We start from the raw sequence: 17188 nt of genomic DNA on the forward strand, positions 1-17188 counted from the left end.
GCGATCTCCCTTTTTTACAGGCCGGCAAACATCGGCATGCTTTAGAGAACAAGAATTGTTCGCATTGTAGGGGGCCGGAAACCGTTCGGCAATGCGTGAAGGCAGGTGTTTCATCCGTTCTGTTTTGCTTATGAGAATATTTATCATTAATATTGCGCGCTGATGAACCTGGCGCCTCCCGCATGAAAAGCAAAACCTCACTGCCCGCCTCCTACCGCCTCGCTGTCACATCGCGGGTGCTCGCCGCTGTGGTCGGCGGTTACTTGATGGCGTCCCTGGCCAGCATCTGCCTGGCGCTGTGGATGCCGACCTCCCGCGCCGATGCGGTGATCACCGGGATGATGAGTTCGTTTGTGTTCTACCTGTTGGCGGTGCTGTGGTGCTTTGCCTGTCGTACGGCATGGCGCGCCTGGTGTGGCGTGATGCTGCCGAGTGCGGCGTTTGCGACCCTGGCGGGCGTAGGCTTTTGGATGGCACGCACATGAAAGAGGGCTTTCGCCAGGCCATGGCCTGGTTGCACACCTGGGCCGGGCTGATCTTTGGCTGGCTGCTGTTTGCGATTTTCCTGACGGGCACCCTGGCCTATTTCAAGGATGAGATCACTCACTGGATGCAACCCGAGGTACAGGCCCATCCCCTGGATGACGCGCGCAGTCTGAGTGTCGCCCAGGACTACCTGCAGAAGGTCGCACCCACGGCCGCACGCTGGTTCATCACCCTGCCGGATAGCCGCGACCCTGGCCTGTCAGTAATGTGGCAAGACAAAGTCGACCCCGGCAAACGCGGCAATTTCATTCAGAAAACCCTCGATCCCGTGAGCGGGCAAGCCGTAGAGGCCCGGGAAAGCATGGGCGGGGATTTCTTCTACCGCTTCCACTTCCAGCTGCAAATGCCGTATCCCTGGGGCCGCTGGCTGTCGACCATTGCAGCGATGGTGATGTTCGTGGCGTTGATCACCGGCATCATCACCCACAAGAAAATCTTCAAGGACTTCTTCACCTTCCGCCCCCGCAAGGGCCAGCGCTCCTGGCTCGACGGGCATAACGCGGTGGGTGTGCTGGTGCTGCCGTTTCACTTGATGATCACCTACAGCAGCCTGGTGATTTTCATGAGCATGGTGATGCCGGCGCCGATCGTGGCCTCCTATGGCAACGACACCCGGGCCTTCTTCAATGACGTGTTCCCCGCCACCAACAACGCACCGGCGCTGGGTCAGCCAGGCCAATTGCTGTCATTGGTGCCGATGTACGAGCAGGCGAGGGCGCAGTGGGCGGGTGGACATGTCGGGCGGCTGGCGGTGAACAACCCGAGTGATGTAAACGCCTCGGTCAACGTGTTCCGTGCCGGCTCCGACCGCGTGGTGCATGATTTCGGCAGTACCGTGTCGTTCAACGGCAACACCGGCGAGCTGGTACGGGTCAGTGGCGAACAATCGCTGCCGGCGGCGATCGGCGGCAGCTTCTATGGCCTGCACATGGGCCATTTCGCCGGCCCGGTGCTGCGCTGGTTGTACTTTATCTGCGGCCTGGCGGGCACGGCGATGATCGGTACGGGGCTGGTGATCTGGCTCGGCAAGCGTCAACTCAAGCATGCAAAATCCGCGGTGATGCCGTTTGAACTGCGGCTGGTGGAAGTGCTGAACATCGCCAGCATGTCCGGGTTGTTGATCGCCATTGCAGCGTTCTTCTGGGCCAACCGTTTATTGCCGGTGAGCTTCGCCGAGCGCTCCGATTGGGAAGTGCAGGCCTTCTTTATCGCCTGGGGCCTGAGCCTGTTGCATGCGATCCTGCGCCGGGGCCGCCAGGGTTGGGTTGAACAATTGAGCTTCGCAGCACTGCTGTTTGTCGCAATCCCGTTGCTCAATGCCCTGACCACCTCGCAGCACCTGGGCACGTCACTGGCAACGGGCGACTGGGCCATGGCCGGCTTCGACCTGACCTGCCTGGCCAGCGGCGTGTTCCTCGCCTGGGCGGCCTGGAAGATGCAACACCGCAAGGCCTCGCAGCCCAAGGCCGAGCGGGCGCGGCCGCTCCACCTCAAGCAGGAGGCGAACTGAATGCTCCTTGCGCTGCTGATGTGTTACGCCGGGTTCACCGCCTTATGCCTGTCCACCGACCGCCACCACGGCGAACTGCTGCACAGCAAGCCATCGCCTCGGCGGCGGCTTGCTTTGCGCGTCATCGGTTGGCTGCTGCTGACCGTCGCGATCTGGCCCGCAGTGGCTAGTGCCGGTTGGGGCCAGGGCCTGGTGGAGTGGTGCGCGGTGTTGATGCTCAGCGCCCTGTTGCTGGTGCTGTTGTTGCCGTATCGGCCAAGGCTGGCCTTGATCCTGGCAGGCGTCGGCCTGCTGGCCAGCCCCGTTGCGGCCTTCGCTGTTTTCTGAGCCCCTGCCATGATGATCAGCACGCCACCCGATTCCCAGGACAGCCCGCAGACTGACGCGGCGGGTGGGCGCGCGCATTTTCTGCAAGTGTTCTTGTCCCAGCGTTCGCAGATGGAAGCGTTGGTGAGCCGACGTGTAGGGTGCCGCGCCACGGCGGCCGACCTGGTGCAGGACCTGTTCCTGCGCTTTTGGCGTCGGCCATTGGTGCAGGTCGAAGAACTCAGCACCTACCTGCTGCGTTGCGCCGGCAATATCGCCATCGACCACCTGCGCAGCGAAGGCGCGCGGGTACGCAGCAGTGAAGGCTGGCTGCCGGAGCAGCAGGATAACCAGGGTTCCGAACCCCAGGCGGCGCTTGAGGCGGGCAACGACCTGCGGCATGTCGAAGCCGCCCTGCGCAGCCTGCCGGAGCGCACCCGGCAGATCTTCCTGCTCAACCGCATTCACGGGCGCAAGTACGCGCAAATCGCCAAGGCCATGGGCCTGTCCCAAAGCGCCGTGGAAAAACATATGATGCGTGCCCTTGAAGCCTGCAAAGCCAGCCTTCGCGAACCATCGCCATCGCGCACGCCAGGGAAAGCACCGTGAATCTGACCCCCACGCCTGACCAGGAACAAGCCGCGCTGGCCTGGCTGAGCCTGTTGCACGACCAGCCCAGCAGTGGCGACCAGGCCACTTTCAGCCGCTGGCTGAGGGCTGATCCTGCGCACGTCGAAGCGTATGCCCAGGCCCAGGTGCTCTGGGAGTTGAGCGAAGTGGCGGCACGCCAACTGGCGGATGAGGACGCGCTGGCATTGCAGGGCTACCTCAATGCGATGAATACACCGAAGCGCTCGCGGGTGGTGCGCTGGTCCGGCGCTTTGGCCGTGGCGGCGTGCCTGGTGTTGATGGTGTCCATGGGCGCCGGTTGGCAGCCTTCGCGTTGGATCGATGACTTCGGCGCCGATTACGTGACCGCACCGGGTGAAGTGAAGACCTTCACCCTGGCCGATCAGTCCCAGGTCACGCTGGATGCGGACAGTGCAATTGCCGTGGACTTCAGCCACGGTGAGCGGCATATCCAATTGCGTCGCGGTGCAGGGTTTTTCAACGTCACCCACACCGGCGAGTCCTTTGTGGTCGAGGCGGGCAGCGGCGAAGCGCGGGTGCTGGGTACGCAGTTCGAAGTGCGCCTGCAACCGGCGGGGGCCGAGGTGACGGTGTTGTCGGGGCGGGTCGGCGTGACCGCGTCGAAACAGGGCCAGCAGCACATTCTGACGGCGGGCCAGCAAGTGGCCTACGCCGATGGCAGCGCCGATCCCCTGCACGCGGTCGACAGCGAATCCCGCCTGGCCTGGCGGGATGGCTGGCTCAACTACTACAAGGCGCCGCTGGCCGACGTGGTCAAGGACCTGTCGCGTTACTACCCTGGCCGCATCCTGCTGCTCAACGAAGCGATGGGTGCCAGGCGCGTCAGCGGCAGCTTTCCGAGCAAGGACCCCCAGGCGGTACTCAACGCCTTGCAAGCGGTGTTGGGGTTCGAGCAGCACAGTCTGTTGGGGCGGGTGATCGTGGTGCGCTGATTACTTCAGCGCGGCCATGATCGCGTCAGGGTTGTAGTCGCGAATCAGCGTGCCGTTCACATCCACAAACGGAATCCCGCCACCACCCAGCGCCTCATACGCCTTGCGCGCCTGGGCGTCCTTCTCGATATCGAAGGCCTGGTACGGAATGCCCTTCTGGTCGAGGAAGCGGCGGATCTGCTTGCAGTAGCCACACCACTCGGTGGCGTACAGCGCCACCCGCGCCGAGGCTCGCGTCTGCTCCGGCACCACCTGGGAGGGGTTGAACAGCCGCTCGATCTTGCCCCAGTTCTGGATAACCACCACCACCAACAACACCAGCAGGACTTTCTTGAGGACCCCGCCGAGCATCAGTTACGGCGCTTGAGCTGGTCGGTCAGTTGCGTCGGCAGGCCCTTGATGATCAGGGTACCGGCGGCTTCGTCGTACTCGATCTTGTCGCCCAGCAAGTGCGCTTCAAAACTGATCGACAAGCCCTCTGCGCGGCCGGTGAAGCGGCGGAACTGGTTGAGGGTGCGTTTATCGGCCGGGATTTCCGGCGACAGGCCGTAGTCCTTGTTGCGGATATGGTCGTAGAACGCCTTGGGCCGATCTTCATCGATCAACCCCGACAATTCTTCAAGGCCCATGGGTTCGCCGAGCTTGGCCTGGCTGCTGGCGTAATCGACCAGGGTCTTGGTTTTTTCGCGGGCGGATTCGTCCGGCAAATCTTCGCTTTCGACGAAGTCGCTGAAGGCCTTGAGCAGGGTGCGCGTCTCGCCCGGGCCGTCGACGCCTTCCTGGCAACCGATGAAGTCGCGGAAGTACTCCGAGACCTTCTTGCCGTTCTTGCCTTTGATAAACGAGATGTACTGCTTGGACTGCTTGTTGTTCTGCCACTCGGAGACGTTGATACGCGCCGCCAGGTGCAATTGGCCCAGGTCGAGGTGGCGCGACGGAGTCACGTCCAGCTCATCGGTCACCGCCACGCCTTCGCTGTGGTGCAGCAAGGCGATGGCCAGGTAGTCGGTCATGCCTTGCTGGTAGTGGGCAAACAGCACGTGGCCACCGGTGGAGAGGTTGGACTCTTCCATCAGTTTTTGCAGGTGCTCGACGGCGGTGCGGCTGAACGTGGTGAAATCCTGGCCACCCTCGAAATAGTCCTTCAACCAGCCGCTGAACGGGTGCGCGCCGGATTCGGCATGGAAGAAACCCCAGGCCTTGCCTTGTTTGGCGTTGTAGCTCTCGTTGAGGTCGGCAAGCATGTTCTCGATGGCGGCCGACTCGGCAAGCTCGGAGTCGCGCGCGTGGAGAACTGCAGGTGTGCCGTCGGGTTTTTTGTCGATCAGGTGGACGATGCAATGACGGATCGGCATAGGCTTCTCGGCTGGTTGAAGGGGAGCGGTTGGCCTCCCCGAAAAGTCGCCCAGTGTACCGCACCCATTGGCCAAGACGTGCTTCGAAGGTGTTTTGGGTGCCTTCCGACGGGGCATATGCCTTTTTTTCACGGTTTAGAGCGATAAAGCTGACCAAATGGGTAGGTAGAGGCGGATATTTCCCCGTCTCTGTGCTAGTTTTGCCCCGTCTTACGCCAAGTCTCGGCGATAAGCGTGCATTCAGCATCTGTCAGGTCGAACCAATCCCCGTTTCAAGCATCTATAACCCCGATCTCCGTGGTTATAGCCGGGGGTGCCAGGCCGTGACGGTCGGGCTCGACGGCTGACACTGCACTCTGCAATCCATATGAATTTGATAGGGAAGGAACACCACAATGGCTATTACTAAAGACCAACTGATCGCTGACCTGGCTGAAGCAGTAGACGCACCGAAAACCACCGTGCGCGCTCTGCTGGACCAACTGAGCCAAGTTGTTGCTGATCAGCTGGAAAACGGCGGCGAAATCACTCTGCCAGGCGTTGGCAAACTGAAAGTGACCGAGCGTCCTGCCCGTACTGGCCGTAACCCTTCGACTGGCGCTGCCATCGAAATCGCTGCCAAGAAAGTTATCAAGCTGGTTGTGGCCAAAGGCCTGACCGACGCTGTTAACAAGTAAGACGCAGCAAAAAAAAACCGTGCTCCGGAGCGATCCGGGCACGGTTTTTTGTTGCCTGCGATTTGTCTCTATCGCACCCAGCGCTGGCGCCAGATCTGCTGCTCGTTCTTGGTCTGGAAGGTCCAGGCCACGAAACGGCTTTGCTTCTGGCCCTGGGACATTTCCACCACCTGGCTTTCCAGCACGCCGGCTTTTTTCAGGGCGGTCTCGATCGCGGGCAGGTTTGACGCTTTTGATACCAGGGTGCTGAACCACAACACCTTGTGGGCAAAGTGCGCACTTTCGGCGATCAACTGCGTCACGAAGCGCGCTTCACCGCCTTCACACCACAACTCGGCCGATTGACCACCGAAGTTCAGCACCGGCAATTTGCGCTTGGGATCGGCCCTGCCCAGGGCGCGCCACTTGCGCTCGCTGCCCTTGGTGGCTTCGTCCATGGACGCATGGAACGGCGGGTTGCACATGGTCAGGTCAAAACGCTCACCCGGCTCCAGCAGGCCCAACAGGATGTGCTTGGGGTTTTCCTGCTGGCGCAACTGGATGACCTTGCTCAGGTCGTTGGATTGCACGATGGCCTTGGCGGCGGCCACGGCGATAGGATCGACCTCCGAGCCGAGGAAGTTCCAGCGGTACTCCATATAGCCAATCAGCGGGTAGACGCAGTTGGCGCCCATGCCGATATCCAACACCTTGACGATTGAACCACGGGGAATCTTGCCGTCGTTGGTACTGGCCAGCAGGTCGGCGAGGAAGTGCACATAGTCGGCACGCCCTGGTACCGGCGGGCACAGGTAATCCTGCGGGATATCCCAATGCTGGATGCCATAGAACGACTTGAGCAGCGCCCGGTTGAACACCCGCACCGCGTCCGGGCTGGCGAAGTCGATGCTCTCTTTGCCATAGGGGTTGATGATCACGAATTGCGCCAGTTCCGGCGTGGTCTTGATCAGCGCCTGGAAGTCGTAACGGCCTGTGTGGCGGTTGCGTGGGTGCAGGGTAGCCTCTTTGCGCGGCGCGACGGGTTTGGCCGTGGCTGCGGTTTTAGGCTTCTTGCGTGGAGGTTTGGGCGTAGTGGGGGCGGTCATGATGATTCTGGTGTTGGCTCAAAGTGACGGCCATTGTCACACATTCCCGAGGATAACTCGGTCAAATGTGGGAGGGGGCTTGCTCCCGATAGCGGTGTGGCAGTCAAAAATGCTGGGACTGATACACCGCTATCGGGAGCAAGCCCCCTCCCACATTGACCGCATGCACAAAAAAAAGAGACCCGAGGGTCTCTTTTTTCACACGGATTGCCCCTTACAGGCTGGAAATCCGCGCATGTTGCTCCGCCAGCTTGCCCAGAGCCTGTTCGGCCTCGGCCAGCTTGGCGCGTTCTTTGTCGATCACTTCAGCCGGTGCCTTGTCGACGAATGCCGCGTTGGACAGCTTGCCGCCCACCCGCGCCACTTCACCTTGCAGGCGCAGGATTTCCTTGTCGAGACGGGCCAGTTCCGCGCCCTTGTCGATCAAGCCGGCCATCGGCACCAGCACTTCCATGTCGCCGACCAATGCGGTCGCCGACAGTGGCGCTTCGGCGCCCTCAGCCAGTACGGTGATCGATTCCAGCTTCGCCAGCTTCTTGAGCAGCGCATCGTTCTCGGTGAGACGACGCTGGTCTTCGGCGCTGGCGTTCTTCACGAACACCGCCAGCGGCTTGCCCGGGCCGATGTTCATTTCGGCGCGGATGTTGCGCGTGCCGAGCATCAGGGTCTTGAGCCATTCGATATCGCTTTCGGCCGCCTCATCGATGCGTGCTTCGTTGGCCACCGGCCAAGGTTGCAGCATGATGGTCTTGCCTTCGATACCGGCCAGCGGCGCCAGGCGCTGCCAGATTTCTTCGGTGATGAACGGCATGAACGGATGCGCCAGGCGCAGCGCCACTTCGAGCACGCGCACCAGGGTGCGACGGGTACCGCGCTGGCGTTCGATCGGCGCGTTTTCGTCCCACAGCACGGGCTTGGACAGTTCCAGGTACCAGTCGCAATACTGGTTCCAGATGAACTCGTACAAGGCTTGTGCGGCCAGGTCGAAACGGAACTGGTCGAGTTGGCGGGTCACTTCGGCTTCGGTGCGCTGCAGCTGCGAGATGATCCAGCGATCGGCCAGGCTCAGTTCAACGGCTTCGCCGTTCTGGCCGCAGTCTTCGCCTTTATCCAGTACGTAGCGCGCGGCGTTCCAGATCTTGTTGCAGAAGTTGCGATAGCCTTCGACGCGGCCCATGTCGAACTTGATGTCGCGACCGGTGGACGCCAGCGAGCAGAAGGTGAAGCGCAGCGCGTCGGTGCCATAGCTGGCAATGCCGTCGGCGAATTCATCGCGGGTCTGCTTCTCGATCTTCTTCGCCAGTTTCGGCTGCATCAGGCCCGAGGTGCGTTTCTGCACCAAGGTTTCCAGGTCGATGCCGTCGATGATGTCCAGCGGGTCCAGGACGTTGCCCTTGGACTTGGACATCTTCTGGCCTTGGCCATCACGCACCAGGCCATGCACGTACACGGTCTTGAACGGTACCTGCGGGGTGCCGTCTTCATTCTTCACCAAGTGCATGGTGAGCATGATCATCCGGGCAACCCAGAAGAAAATGATGTCGAAGCCGGTGACCAGCACGTCGGTGGAGTGGAATTTTTTCAGGAACTCGGTCTGTTGCGGCCAACCCAGGGTGGAGAACGTCCATAGGCCCGAGCTGAACCAGGTGTCGAGTACGTCGTTGTCCTGCTGCAGCGCGACGTCCGGACCCAGACTGTTCTTGGCGCGTACTTCGGCTTCGTCGCGGCCTACATAGACCTTGCCCGACTCGTCGTACCAGGCCGGAATGCGGTGGCCCCACCACAGCTGACGGCTGATGCACCAATCCTGGATGTCACGCATCCACGAGAAGTACATGTTTTCGTACTGTTTAGGCACGAACTGGATACGGCCGTCTTCCACCGCCGCGATTGCCGGCTCGGCCAGCGGCTTGGTGGACACGTACCATTGGTCGGTCAGCCACGGCTCGATGATGGTGCCGGAACGGTCGCCCTTCGGCACTTTCAGGCCGTGGTCGTCAACGCTGACCAGCAGGCCGGCGGCGTCGAAGGCAGCAACGATCTGCTTACGCGCTTCGAAACGGTCAAGGCCCGCGTATTCGGCCGGGATCTTGCCGTCGATGCTGTCGTTCAGCGTACCGTCCAGGTTGAACACCTGGCAGGCCGGCAATACGGCGGCGTTCTTGTCGAAGATGTTGAGCAGCGGCAGGTTGTGGCGCTTGCCGACTTCGTAGTCGTTGAAATCGTGGGCCGGGGTGATTTTCACGCAGCCGGTGCCGAATTCAGGGTCGCAGTAGTCGTCCGCGATGATCGGGATGCGGCGGCCTACCAACGGCAGCTCGACGAACTTGCCGATCAGTGCCTGGTAGCGCTCGTCGTTCGGGTTAACCGCTACGGCGGCGTCGCCGAGCATGGTTTCCGGACGGGTGGTCGCGACGATCAGGTAGTCGTTGCCTTCAGCGGTCTTGGCGCCGTCGGCCAGCGGGTACTTGAGGTTCCACAGGAAACCTTTCTCGTCGTGGTTTTCCACTTCAAGGTCGGAAATCGCCGTGTGCAACTTGGTGTCCCAGTTGACCAGGCGCTTGCCGCGGTAGATCAGGCCGTCTTCATGCAGGCGCACGAAGGCTTCTTTCACCGACTCCGACAGGCCGTCGTCCATGGTGAAGCGCTCGCGGCTCCAATCGACGGACGAACCGAGGCGACGGATCTGACGGCTGATGTTGCCGCCGGACTGGTCTTTCCATTCCCAGATTTTTTCCAGGAATTTCTCGCGACCCAGGTCGTGACGGTTCTGGCCGGAGGCTTCGAGTTGGCGCTCCACCAGCATCTGGGTGGCGATACCGGCGTGGTCGGTACCCGGTTGCCACAGGGTGTTGCGGCCCTGCATGCGGCGGAAGCGAATCAGGGCATCCATGATCGCGTTGTTGAAGCCATGGCCCATGTGCAGGCTGCCAGTGACGTTCGGTGGCGGAATCATGATGGTGTAGGACTCGCCCGCGCCTTGCGGAGCGAAATAGTTCTCGGACTCCCAGGTGTTGTACCAGGAAGTTTCAATAGCGTGCGGCTGGTAGGTCTTATCCATGCGCGGCGGGACCCTAGTTGGCATTTATTCAGGAAAGCCGGCAAGTATAACGGGGGATAGGGCGCAGGGCGAGGCGAAGGCGGGCTTAAGGTGCAGGCAATCAAATGAGGGAGGGACCAGCCCCCTCCCACAGGGGATCTGATGGACGGTTTAAGACTGGTACTGGCTGAGCAGCCGCTCCATCCGCGCATCCATCCGGCGCTTGATCTCGGTTTCGATATGGGGGGCAAAGTCGTCGATCACGTCTTGCATGATCAATTGCGCAGCGGCACGCAGTTCGTTGTCCAGGTGCAGCAGCAGGGCGTCGGGGCCCTTTTCAGCGGACGCAGGGCCAGTGTCCACGACGACGGGGGCTTCGACGACCGGCTCCGGTGCAGCCTGCTTGCTACCGACCATGTCGAACAACAGCGGAATCTGTACCTCGCCATCGGCCTGTTCGGTCAGCAGCGGCGGTTGCAAGTCATCATCACCCAGCAACTGACGGATCGACTCGAGGTCGTCCAGCAGGTGGTCATCTTTTTTTGTCGGGTTGGGAGTGTCCATCATGTACTCAAAGTCGTTGTAGCCGGTGATCTTGCAAAGGATAGCCCTGTTCGCGGTAGAAACGGAAACTCTCCCGCGCGGCCTGACGAATAGCCGGATCCTCCACCACCACTTCCGCCACACGGGCGAAGGCCTTGGCAAACGGCGGTACTTTCAGGTCCAGGTTAACCAGCAGGTCATGGTGATCGCCGCAACTGTCGCCCAAACCCAGGACAACCTGGCCTTCGGGTTCGGATTCTGCGGGGCCGTGGGGCACGAAGCTTTCGCCCTTGAAGCGCCACAGGCGGGCGTCGAGTTCATCGCGTTGGGTGGCATCGCTGCAATGCAGGTAGATGCGGTGGCCCATGCGCCAGGCTTTTTCGGTGAGTTTGCAGGCAAAGTCCAGGCGCGCGAGTGGATCGGCGCTGGGCAATATATAGAAGTCGACTTGGGGCATAGCGGTTCCTGGGCTGCCGCGCCTGCCGCCGTCATAATGTAGGAGCGAGCTTGCTCGCGAAGAACCTGAGAACAATGCGCTCATCCAGGATGAACGCGTTATCGTTGACGCTCTTCGCGAGCAAGCTCGCTCCTACAGTTGACCGCGGCAGGCAGCCGGGCAGGTGTTTAGGCTTTGGCGCGGTCCAGCAGGTATTGGGTCAGCAGTGGCACCGGACGGCCGGTGGCACCTTTGTCCTTGCCGCCGCTGGTCCAGGCAGTGCCGGCGATGTCCAGGTGCGCCCAGTTGAAGTTCTTGGCAAAGCGCGACAGGAAGCACGCAGCGGTGATGGTGCCGGCTTTCGGGCCACCGATGTTGGCGATGTCGGCGAACGGGCTGTCCAGCTGTTCCTGGTACTCATCGAACAGCGGCAGTTGCCAGGCGCGGTCGTCGGCGGCCTTGCCGGCGCTGAGCAGTTGCTCGATCAGCTCGTCGTTATTGCCCAGCAGGCCCGAGGTGTGGGAACCCAGGGCAACGATGCAGGCGCCGGTCAGGGTGGCGATGTCGATCACGGCTTGCGGCTTGAAGCGCTCGGCGTAGGTCAGGGCATCGCACAGCACCAGGCGGCCTTCGGCGTCGGTGTTGAGGATTTCCACGGTCTGGCCACTGAGGGTGGTGACGATGTCGCCCGGACGGGCAGCGCCGCCGCTCGGCATGTTCTCGGCGCAGGCCAGGATGCACACCAGGTTGATCGGCAGCTTCAGCTCCAGCACGGCACGCAGGGTACCGAACACGCTGGCGGCGCCGCCCATGTCGTACTTCATCTCGTCCATGCCCAGGCCCGGCTTGAGGCTGATGCCGCCGGTGTCGAAGGTGATGCCTTTACCGACGAGGGCGTAAGGTTTCTCGGACTTCTTGCCGCCGTTGTATTGCATCACGATCAGGCGTGGCGGCTGGTCGCTGCCCTGGCCCACGGCATAGAACGAGCCCATGCCCAGTTCCTTGATCTTCTTCTCGTCCAGCACTTCGACTTTCAGGCCCTTGAACTCTTTACCCAATGCCTTGGCTTGTTCGCCCAGGTAGGTTGGGTGGCAGATGTTCGGCGGCAGGTTGCCCAAATCGCGGGTGAACGACATGCCATTGGCGATGGCCAGGGCGTGGGTCACGGCGCGCTCGACTTCAGCCTGGGCGGCCTTGATGGTCAGCAGGGTGATTTTCTTCAGGGCGCGGGGTTCGGCTTTCTGGCTCTTGAACTGGTCGAAGAGGTAGCCGCCGTCCACCAGGGTTTCGGCCAGCAGGCGGGTCTTGCCGTAGCTGTCACGGCCTTTTACAACGATTTCATCGAGTGCCAGCGCTGCATCGCTGCCGCCCAGGCCCTTGAGGGTGTTGAGGATACCGCTGATGATCTTGCGGAACGGGCGGTCGCCCAGTTCAGCGTCCTTGCCCACGCCCACCAGCAATACGCGTTCGGCTTTCAGGTTAGGCAGGCTTTGCAGCAGCAGGCTCTGGCCGACTTTACCGGCCAGGTCGCCGCGCTTGAGGACCGCGCTGATGGCGCCGCCGCTGAGTTCGTCGAGTTGCTTGGCGGCCACGCCGAGCTTGCGGCCTTCGCCGATGGCGACCACGAGGGTGGCGGTTTTCAACGTTTCGGGGCTAACGCTTTTTACAACCAATTCCATTTTCGGGTCCCTTATAAAGGTCTGAGAGCCTTGCGTCTGTACGCAGGCTTTAAAGCTTGGCAGCCGTGTAAACCGCCAGCGACAAAGGCCGCAGTTTGAACCTCGCCGACGGAGCCTGACAACCCTTGGCGTACGCTTTGTAGGTGCGCGTGAGGTTGCGCAGTGACAGGCGCGGTCAATCACAGGATAATGCGCCATCTTTTTAGCCGGCCCGGTGTAAACGGGCTGACTCGGTATGCTTGCTTGTTTGGCCGCCTTAGCCTGACAACCCTGGAGTGTCTGGTTTGATCGTCTTCCGTTATCTGTCCCGCGAAGTCCTGTTGACCCTGAGTGCCGTGAGTGCGGTTCTGCTGGTCATCATCATGAGTGGTCGTTTCGTCAAATACCTGGCCCAGGCTGCCTCCGGCGCCCTGGACCCAGGCTCGCTGTTCCTGATCATGGGCTTTCGCCTGCCGGGGTTCTTGCAACTGATCCTGCCGCTGGGCCTGTTCCTTGGGATCCTGCTGGCCTACGGCCGCTTGTACCTTGAAAGTGAAATGACCGTGCTCTCGGCCACCGGCATGAGCCAGCAGCGTCTGCTGGGCATGACCATGATTCCGGCGGCCGGCGTTGCGCTGATCGTGGCTTGGCTGAGCCTGAGCCTGGCTCCCCAGGGCGCCATGCAGTTCCAGCTGGTGCTGAACAAACAGGACGCGATGACCGAGTTCGACACCCTCGAGCCGGGCCGTTTCCAGGCGCTCAATGACGGCTCACGGGTGACTTACACGGAAACCCTGACTGATGACCGCGCCAACCTGGGCGGCGTGTTCATCTCCGAGAAGCGTTTTGGCCAAGACAAGAAAGACCGTGGCATTTCCGTGCTGGTGGCTGATTCGGGTCGCCAGGAAGTGCGTCCTGACGGCAGCCGCTACCTGATTCTGGAAAATGGCTATCGATACGATGGCAGTCCAGGCATGGCTGACTATCGCGCGATCAAGTACGACACCTATGGCGTGATGCTGGCTCGACCGGATATCAGCGACGAAGTCACCGATCGCGACGCCATCCCCACGAAGGACCTGCTCGGCAGCAAGGAACTGCGCTCCATCGCCGAGCTGCAATGGCGGATTTCCCTGCCGCTGCTGGTGTTTATCGTGACCCTGATGGCCGTGCCGCTGTCGCGCGTCAACCCGCGCCAAGGTCGTTTCCTCAAGCTGTTGCCGGCGATCCTGCTGTACATGGCTTACCTCACTATCCTGATTTCCGCCCGTGGTTCCCTGGAGAAAGGCAAGTTGTCGCCGGTCCTGGGCCTGTGGTGGGTGCACGGAATGTTCCTGCTGATCGGCCTGGGGCTGCTCTATTGGGAGCCTATTCGTTTGAAAATGATGAGCCGTCGTGGCCAGAAGGAGTTGGCTCGTGGCTAAGCTCGATCGCTACATAGGTAGCAGCGTCCTGATCGCGATCCTGGCGGTACTGGGCATCATCCTGGGCCTGGCCTCGTTGTTCGCTTTCATCGATGAAGTCGGCAACGTCAGCGACACCTACACCGTGTGGGACGTGCTCAGCTACGTTGCACTTACCGCGCCGCGTCGTCTCTACGACATGATGCCGATGGCCGCGCTGATCGGCTGCCTGATCGGCCTGGGCAGCCTGGCCAGCAACAGCGAACTGACCATCATGCGCGCCGCCGGGGTGTCCATCGGTCGTATCGTCTGGGCGGTCATGAAGCCAATGTTGCTGCTGATGCTGTGCAGCGTGCTGATCGGTGAATACGTAGCGCCGCCGGCCGAAACCACCGCCCAGGCCAATCGCGCCCTGGCCCAGGGCTCGGGCGATGCACAGAGCGCCAAACATGGCCTGTGGCACCGTCAGGGTGATGAGTTCATCCACATCAACGCCGTGCAACCGGGCGGACTGCTGATCGGTGTGACGCGCTACACGTTCGATAAGGAACGTCACATGCTGTCGTCCAGCTTCGCCAAACGCGCGCAGTACAGCGACGAAAAGTGGCAATTGACCGACATCACCACGACTTACTTCCGCAATGTCGGCCAAGGCACCAAGGCCAGCACCGAAGTGATCAATGTGCCGAGTGAGGCGTGGGACATCGCCCTCAAGCCGGAACTGCTCAATACGGTGGTGATGATCCCCGAAAGCCTGCCGATCTCCGGGCTGTGGGGTTATATCCACTACCTGAAGGACCAAGGCTTGAATAACGGTCGTTACTGGCTGGCATTTTGGGTCAAGGTGTTACAACCGGTGGTGACCGCGGCACTGGTATTGATGGCGATCTCGTTCATCTTCGGTCCGTTGCGCTCCGTAACCCTCGGCCAGCGCGTGTTTACCGGGGTGCTGGTGGGTTTCACCTTCCGCATCGCCCAGGACCTGCTCGGCCCGTCGAGCCTGGTGTTCGGGTTCTCGCCACTGTTTGCGGTGCTGGTGCCGACGACCATCTGCGCCTTGGCTGGGTTCTGGCTGCTGCGCCGGGCCGGCTGATACCGCAGTGATGCATAAAAAATGCCCCACTCGAATGAGTGGGGCATTTTTGTTCTGGTCAGCAAAGATGACGCCTGGCCTGAGCATCAGGTACAATTCCCGGCTATTTTTCAGCGGGCAATCTGCCTGCAGCCTTTTTGAGTGTTGATCCGTGAGTGATTTGAGTCATATCCGCAATTTCTCCATCATCGCCCACATTGACCATGGTAAGTCGACGCTGGCCGATCGATTCATCCAGATGTGCGGCGGCCTTGCCGAGCGTGAAATGGAAGCCCAGGTGCTGGACTCCATGGACCTCGAACGCGAGCGCGGGATCACCATCAAGGCCCACAGCGTTACCCTGTACTACACCGCCAAAGACGGTATCAAGTACCAATTGAACTTCATTGACACCCCGGGCCACGTTGACTTCACCTACGAAGTCAGCCGCTCCCTGGCGGCCTGCGAAGGTGCGCTGCTGGTGGTGGACGCGGGCCAGGGCGTTGAAGCCCAGTCCGTGGCCAACTGCTACACCGCCATCGAGCAAGGCCTGGAAGTCATGCCGGTACTGAACAAGATCGACCTGCCACAGGCCGATCCGGACCGGGTAAAGGAAGAAATCGAAAAAATCATCGGCATTGACGCCACCGACGCCGTCGAGTGCAGCGCCAAGACCGGCCTGGGCGTCGACGAAGTGCTCGAGCGCCTGGTCAAGACCATTCCAGCCCCCACCGGCAACTACGAAGATCCGCTGCAAGCGTTGATCATCGACTCCTGGTTCGACAACTACCTGGGGGTTGTCTCCCTGGTACGCGTGCGTCACGGCCGTGTGAAGAAGGGCGACAAGATCCTGGTCAAGTCCACCGGCAAGATCCACCTGGTGGACAGCGTCGGCGTATTCAACCCCAAGCACACCGCGACCACTGATCTGAAAGCCGGCGAAGTAGGCTTCATTATCGCCGGTATCAAGGACATTCACGGTGCACCGGTGGGTGACACCCTGACCTTGAGCTCCACTCCTGACGTCGACGTGCTGCCGGGCTTCAAACGCATCCAGCCGCAGGTCTACGCCGGCCTGTTCCCGGTCAGTTCCGACGACTTCGAAGACTTCCGCGAAGCCCTGCAAAAGCTGACCCTCAACGACTCGTCGTTGCAGTACACCCCGGAAAGCTCCGACGCCCTGGGCTTCGGCTTCCGCTGCGGCTTCCTCGGCATGCTGCACATGGAAATCATCCAGGAGCGCCTGGAGCGCGAGTACGACCTGGACCTGATTACCACGGCGCCGACGGTTATTTTCGAGCTGTTGCTCAAAAACGGTGAAACGATTTACGTCGACAACCCGTCCAAGCTCCCAGACCTGTCTTCCATCGAAGACATGCGCGAACCGATCGTGCGAGCCAATATTCTTGTGCCGCAGGAACACCTGGGCAACGTCATTACCCTGTGTATCGAAAAGCGTGGCGTGCAGCACGACATGTTGTTCCTCGGTACCCAGGTGCAAGTGACCTACGATTTGCCGATGAACGAAGTGGTCCTGGACTTCTTTGACCGTCTCAAATCAACCAGTCGCGGCTATGCTTCGCTGGATTACCATTTCGACCGTTACCAATCGGCTAATCTGGTGAAACTGGATGTGTTGATCAACGGCGACAAGGTCGATGCCCTGGCACTGATCGTGCACAAGGACAACGCGCACTACAAAGGTCGCCAGCTGACTGAAAAGATGAAAGAACTGATTCCGCGCCAGATGTTCGACGTCGCGATCCAGGCCGCCATTGGCGGGCAGATCATTGCGCGAACCTCCGTCAAGGCTCTCAGAAAGAACGTACTGGCCAAATGCTACGGTGGTGACGTCAGCCGTAAGCGCAAGCTGCTTGAGAAGCAAAAGGCCGGTAAAAAACGCATGAAGCAAGTGGGCAACGTGGAAATTCCACAAGAAGCCTTCCTTGCGGTGCTCAGGTTGGATAGTTAGGT

The 17188-nt window shown here is 60.9% G+C and carries 16 protein-coding genes; 9 read left to right on the forward strand and 7 right to left on the reverse strand.

Annotated features, from left to right (window positions below):
- Positions 1 to 182 precede the first annotated feature (182 nt).
- Genes M2397_RS01890 through M2397_RS01910 form a run of 5 tightly spaced genes read left to right on the forward strand, consistent with a single transcriptional unit; the run spans position 183 to position 3945 of the window.
- Positions 183 to 485, forward strand: coding sequence for a DUF3649 domain-containing protein (locus M2397_RS01890; protein ID WP_184744571.1), 303 nt, complete (start codon positions 183 to 185; stop codon positions 483 to 485).
- Complete coding sequence (locus tag M2397_RS01895) at positions 482 to 2056, forward strand: PepSY domain-containing protein (protein WP_259242186.1); 1575 nt, start codon at positions 482 to 484, stop codon at positions 2054 to 2056. Before M2397_RS01890 ends, M2397_RS01895 begins: the two co-directional genes overlap by 4 nt.
- Positions 2057 to 2383 (forward strand): DUF3325 domain-containing protein, encoded by a 327-nt coding sequence (locus tag M2397_RS01900; protein WP_131698307.1) that lies wholly within the window; start codon positions 2057 to 2059, stop codon positions 2381 to 2383.
- A 9-nt stretch (positions 2384 to 2392) separates the two neighbouring features.
- Complete coding sequence (locus M2397_RS01905; protein ID WP_131698306.1) at positions 2393 to 2971, forward strand: RNA polymerase sigma factor; 579 nt, start codon at positions 2393 to 2395, stop codon at positions 2969 to 2971.
- Positions 2968 to 3945, forward strand: coding sequence for a FecR family protein (locus M2397_RS01910; RefSeq protein ID WP_145335222.1), 978 nt, complete (start codon positions 2968 to 2970; stop codon positions 3943 to 3945). The genes M2397_RS01905 and M2397_RS01910 overlap by 4 nt, the downstream gene beginning before the upstream one ends.
- On the opposite strand, the gene M2397_RS01915 is transcribed toward M2397_RS01910, so the two are convergent.
- Complete coding sequence (locus tag M2397_RS01915) at positions 3946 to 4296, reverse strand: glutaredoxin family protein (protein WP_131698304.1); 351 nt, start codon at positions 4294 to 4296, stop codon at positions 3946 to 3948.
- A complete protein-coding gene (yejK, locus tag M2397_RS01920; protein ID WP_131698303.1) occupies positions 4296 to 5300 on the reverse strand; it encodes a nucleoid-associated protein YejK in 1005 nt (334 codons plus the stop codon). The genes M2397_RS01915 and yejK overlap by 1 nt, the downstream gene beginning before the upstream one ends.
- Positions 5301 to 5695: 395 nt before the next feature.
- Between yejK and M2397_RS01925 the strand changes: the two genes are divergently transcribed.
- Positions 5696 to 5977, forward strand: a complete 282-nt coding sequence (locus M2397_RS01925) for an HU family DNA-binding protein (protein ID WP_003188840.1) — start codon at positions 5696 to 5698, stop codon at positions 5975 to 5977.
- Between the two features lie 68 nt (positions 5978 to 6045).
- On the opposite strand, the gene rlmF is transcribed toward M2397_RS01925, so the two are convergent.
- From rlmF to M2397_RS01950, 5 genes are all read right to left on the reverse strand, one after another.
- Complete coding sequence (gene rlmF, locus M2397_RS01930) at positions 6046 to 7062, reverse strand: 23S rRNA (adenine(1618)-N(6))-methyltransferase RlmF (protein WP_259242187.1); 1017 nt, start codon at positions 7060 to 7062, stop codon at positions 6046 to 6048.
- Between the two features lie 214 nt (positions 7063 to 7276).
- Positions 7277 to 10123, reverse strand: coding sequence for a valine--tRNA ligase (locus M2397_RS01935; RefSeq protein WP_259242188.1), 2847 nt, complete (start codon positions 10121 to 10123; stop codon positions 7277 to 7279).
- 150 nt (positions 10124 to 10273) lie between these two features.
- Positions 10274 to 10666 carry a DNA polymerase III subunit chi gene (locus M2397_RS01940; RefSeq protein ID WP_405046394.1) on the reverse strand — a complete coding sequence of 131 codons (393 nt, stop codon included), beginning with the start codon at positions 10664 to 10666 and terminating at the stop codon, positions 10274 to 10276.
- A gap of 7 nt (positions 10667 to 10673) precedes the next feature.
- The gene (locus M2397_RS01945; protein WP_184744564.1) at positions 10674 to 11102 is read right to left on the reverse strand and encodes a DNA polymerase III subunit chi; all 429 of its coding nucleotides are present in this window, start codon (positions 11100 to 11102) and stop codon (positions 10674 to 10676) included.
- 167 nt (positions 11103 to 11269) lie between these two features.
- Positions 11270 to 12760: a leucyl aminopeptidase gene (locus tag M2397_RS01950; RefSeq protein WP_259242189.1), complete on the reverse strand. Its 1491-nt coding sequence runs from the start codon at positions 12758 to 12760 to the stop codon at positions 11270 to 11272.
- Positions 12761 to 13044: 284 nt separating this feature from the next.
- Here M2397_RS01950 and lptF point away from each other — a divergent pair, with 284 nt between their 5' ends.
- The 3 genes from lptF (at position 13045) to lepA (ending at position 17186) form a co-directional block, all read left to right on the forward strand.
- Positions 13045 to 14163 (forward strand): LPS export ABC transporter permease LptF, encoded by a 1119-nt coding sequence (lptF, locus tag M2397_RS01955; protein ID WP_259242190.1) that lies wholly within the window; start codon positions 13045 to 13047, stop codon positions 14161 to 14163.
- A complete protein-coding gene (gene lptG / locus M2397_RS01960) occupies positions 14156 to 15235 on the forward strand; it encodes an LPS export ABC transporter permease LptG (protein WP_131698296.1) in 1080 nt (359 codons plus the stop codon). Before lptF ends, lptG begins: the two co-directional genes overlap by 8 nt.
- A gap of 151 nt (positions 15236 to 15386) precedes the next feature.
- A complete protein-coding gene (lepA, locus tag M2397_RS01965) occupies positions 15387 to 17186 on the forward strand; it encodes a translation elongation factor 4 (protein WP_027604664.1) in 1800 nt (599 codons plus the stop codon).
- Positions 17187 to 17188 lie beyond the last annotated feature (2 nt).

This window comes from Pseudomonas sp. BIGb0381 (assembly GCF_024809815.1).
Lineage (GTDB): Bacteria > Pseudomonadota > Gammaproteobacteria > Pseudomonadales > Pseudomonadaceae > Aquipseudomonas.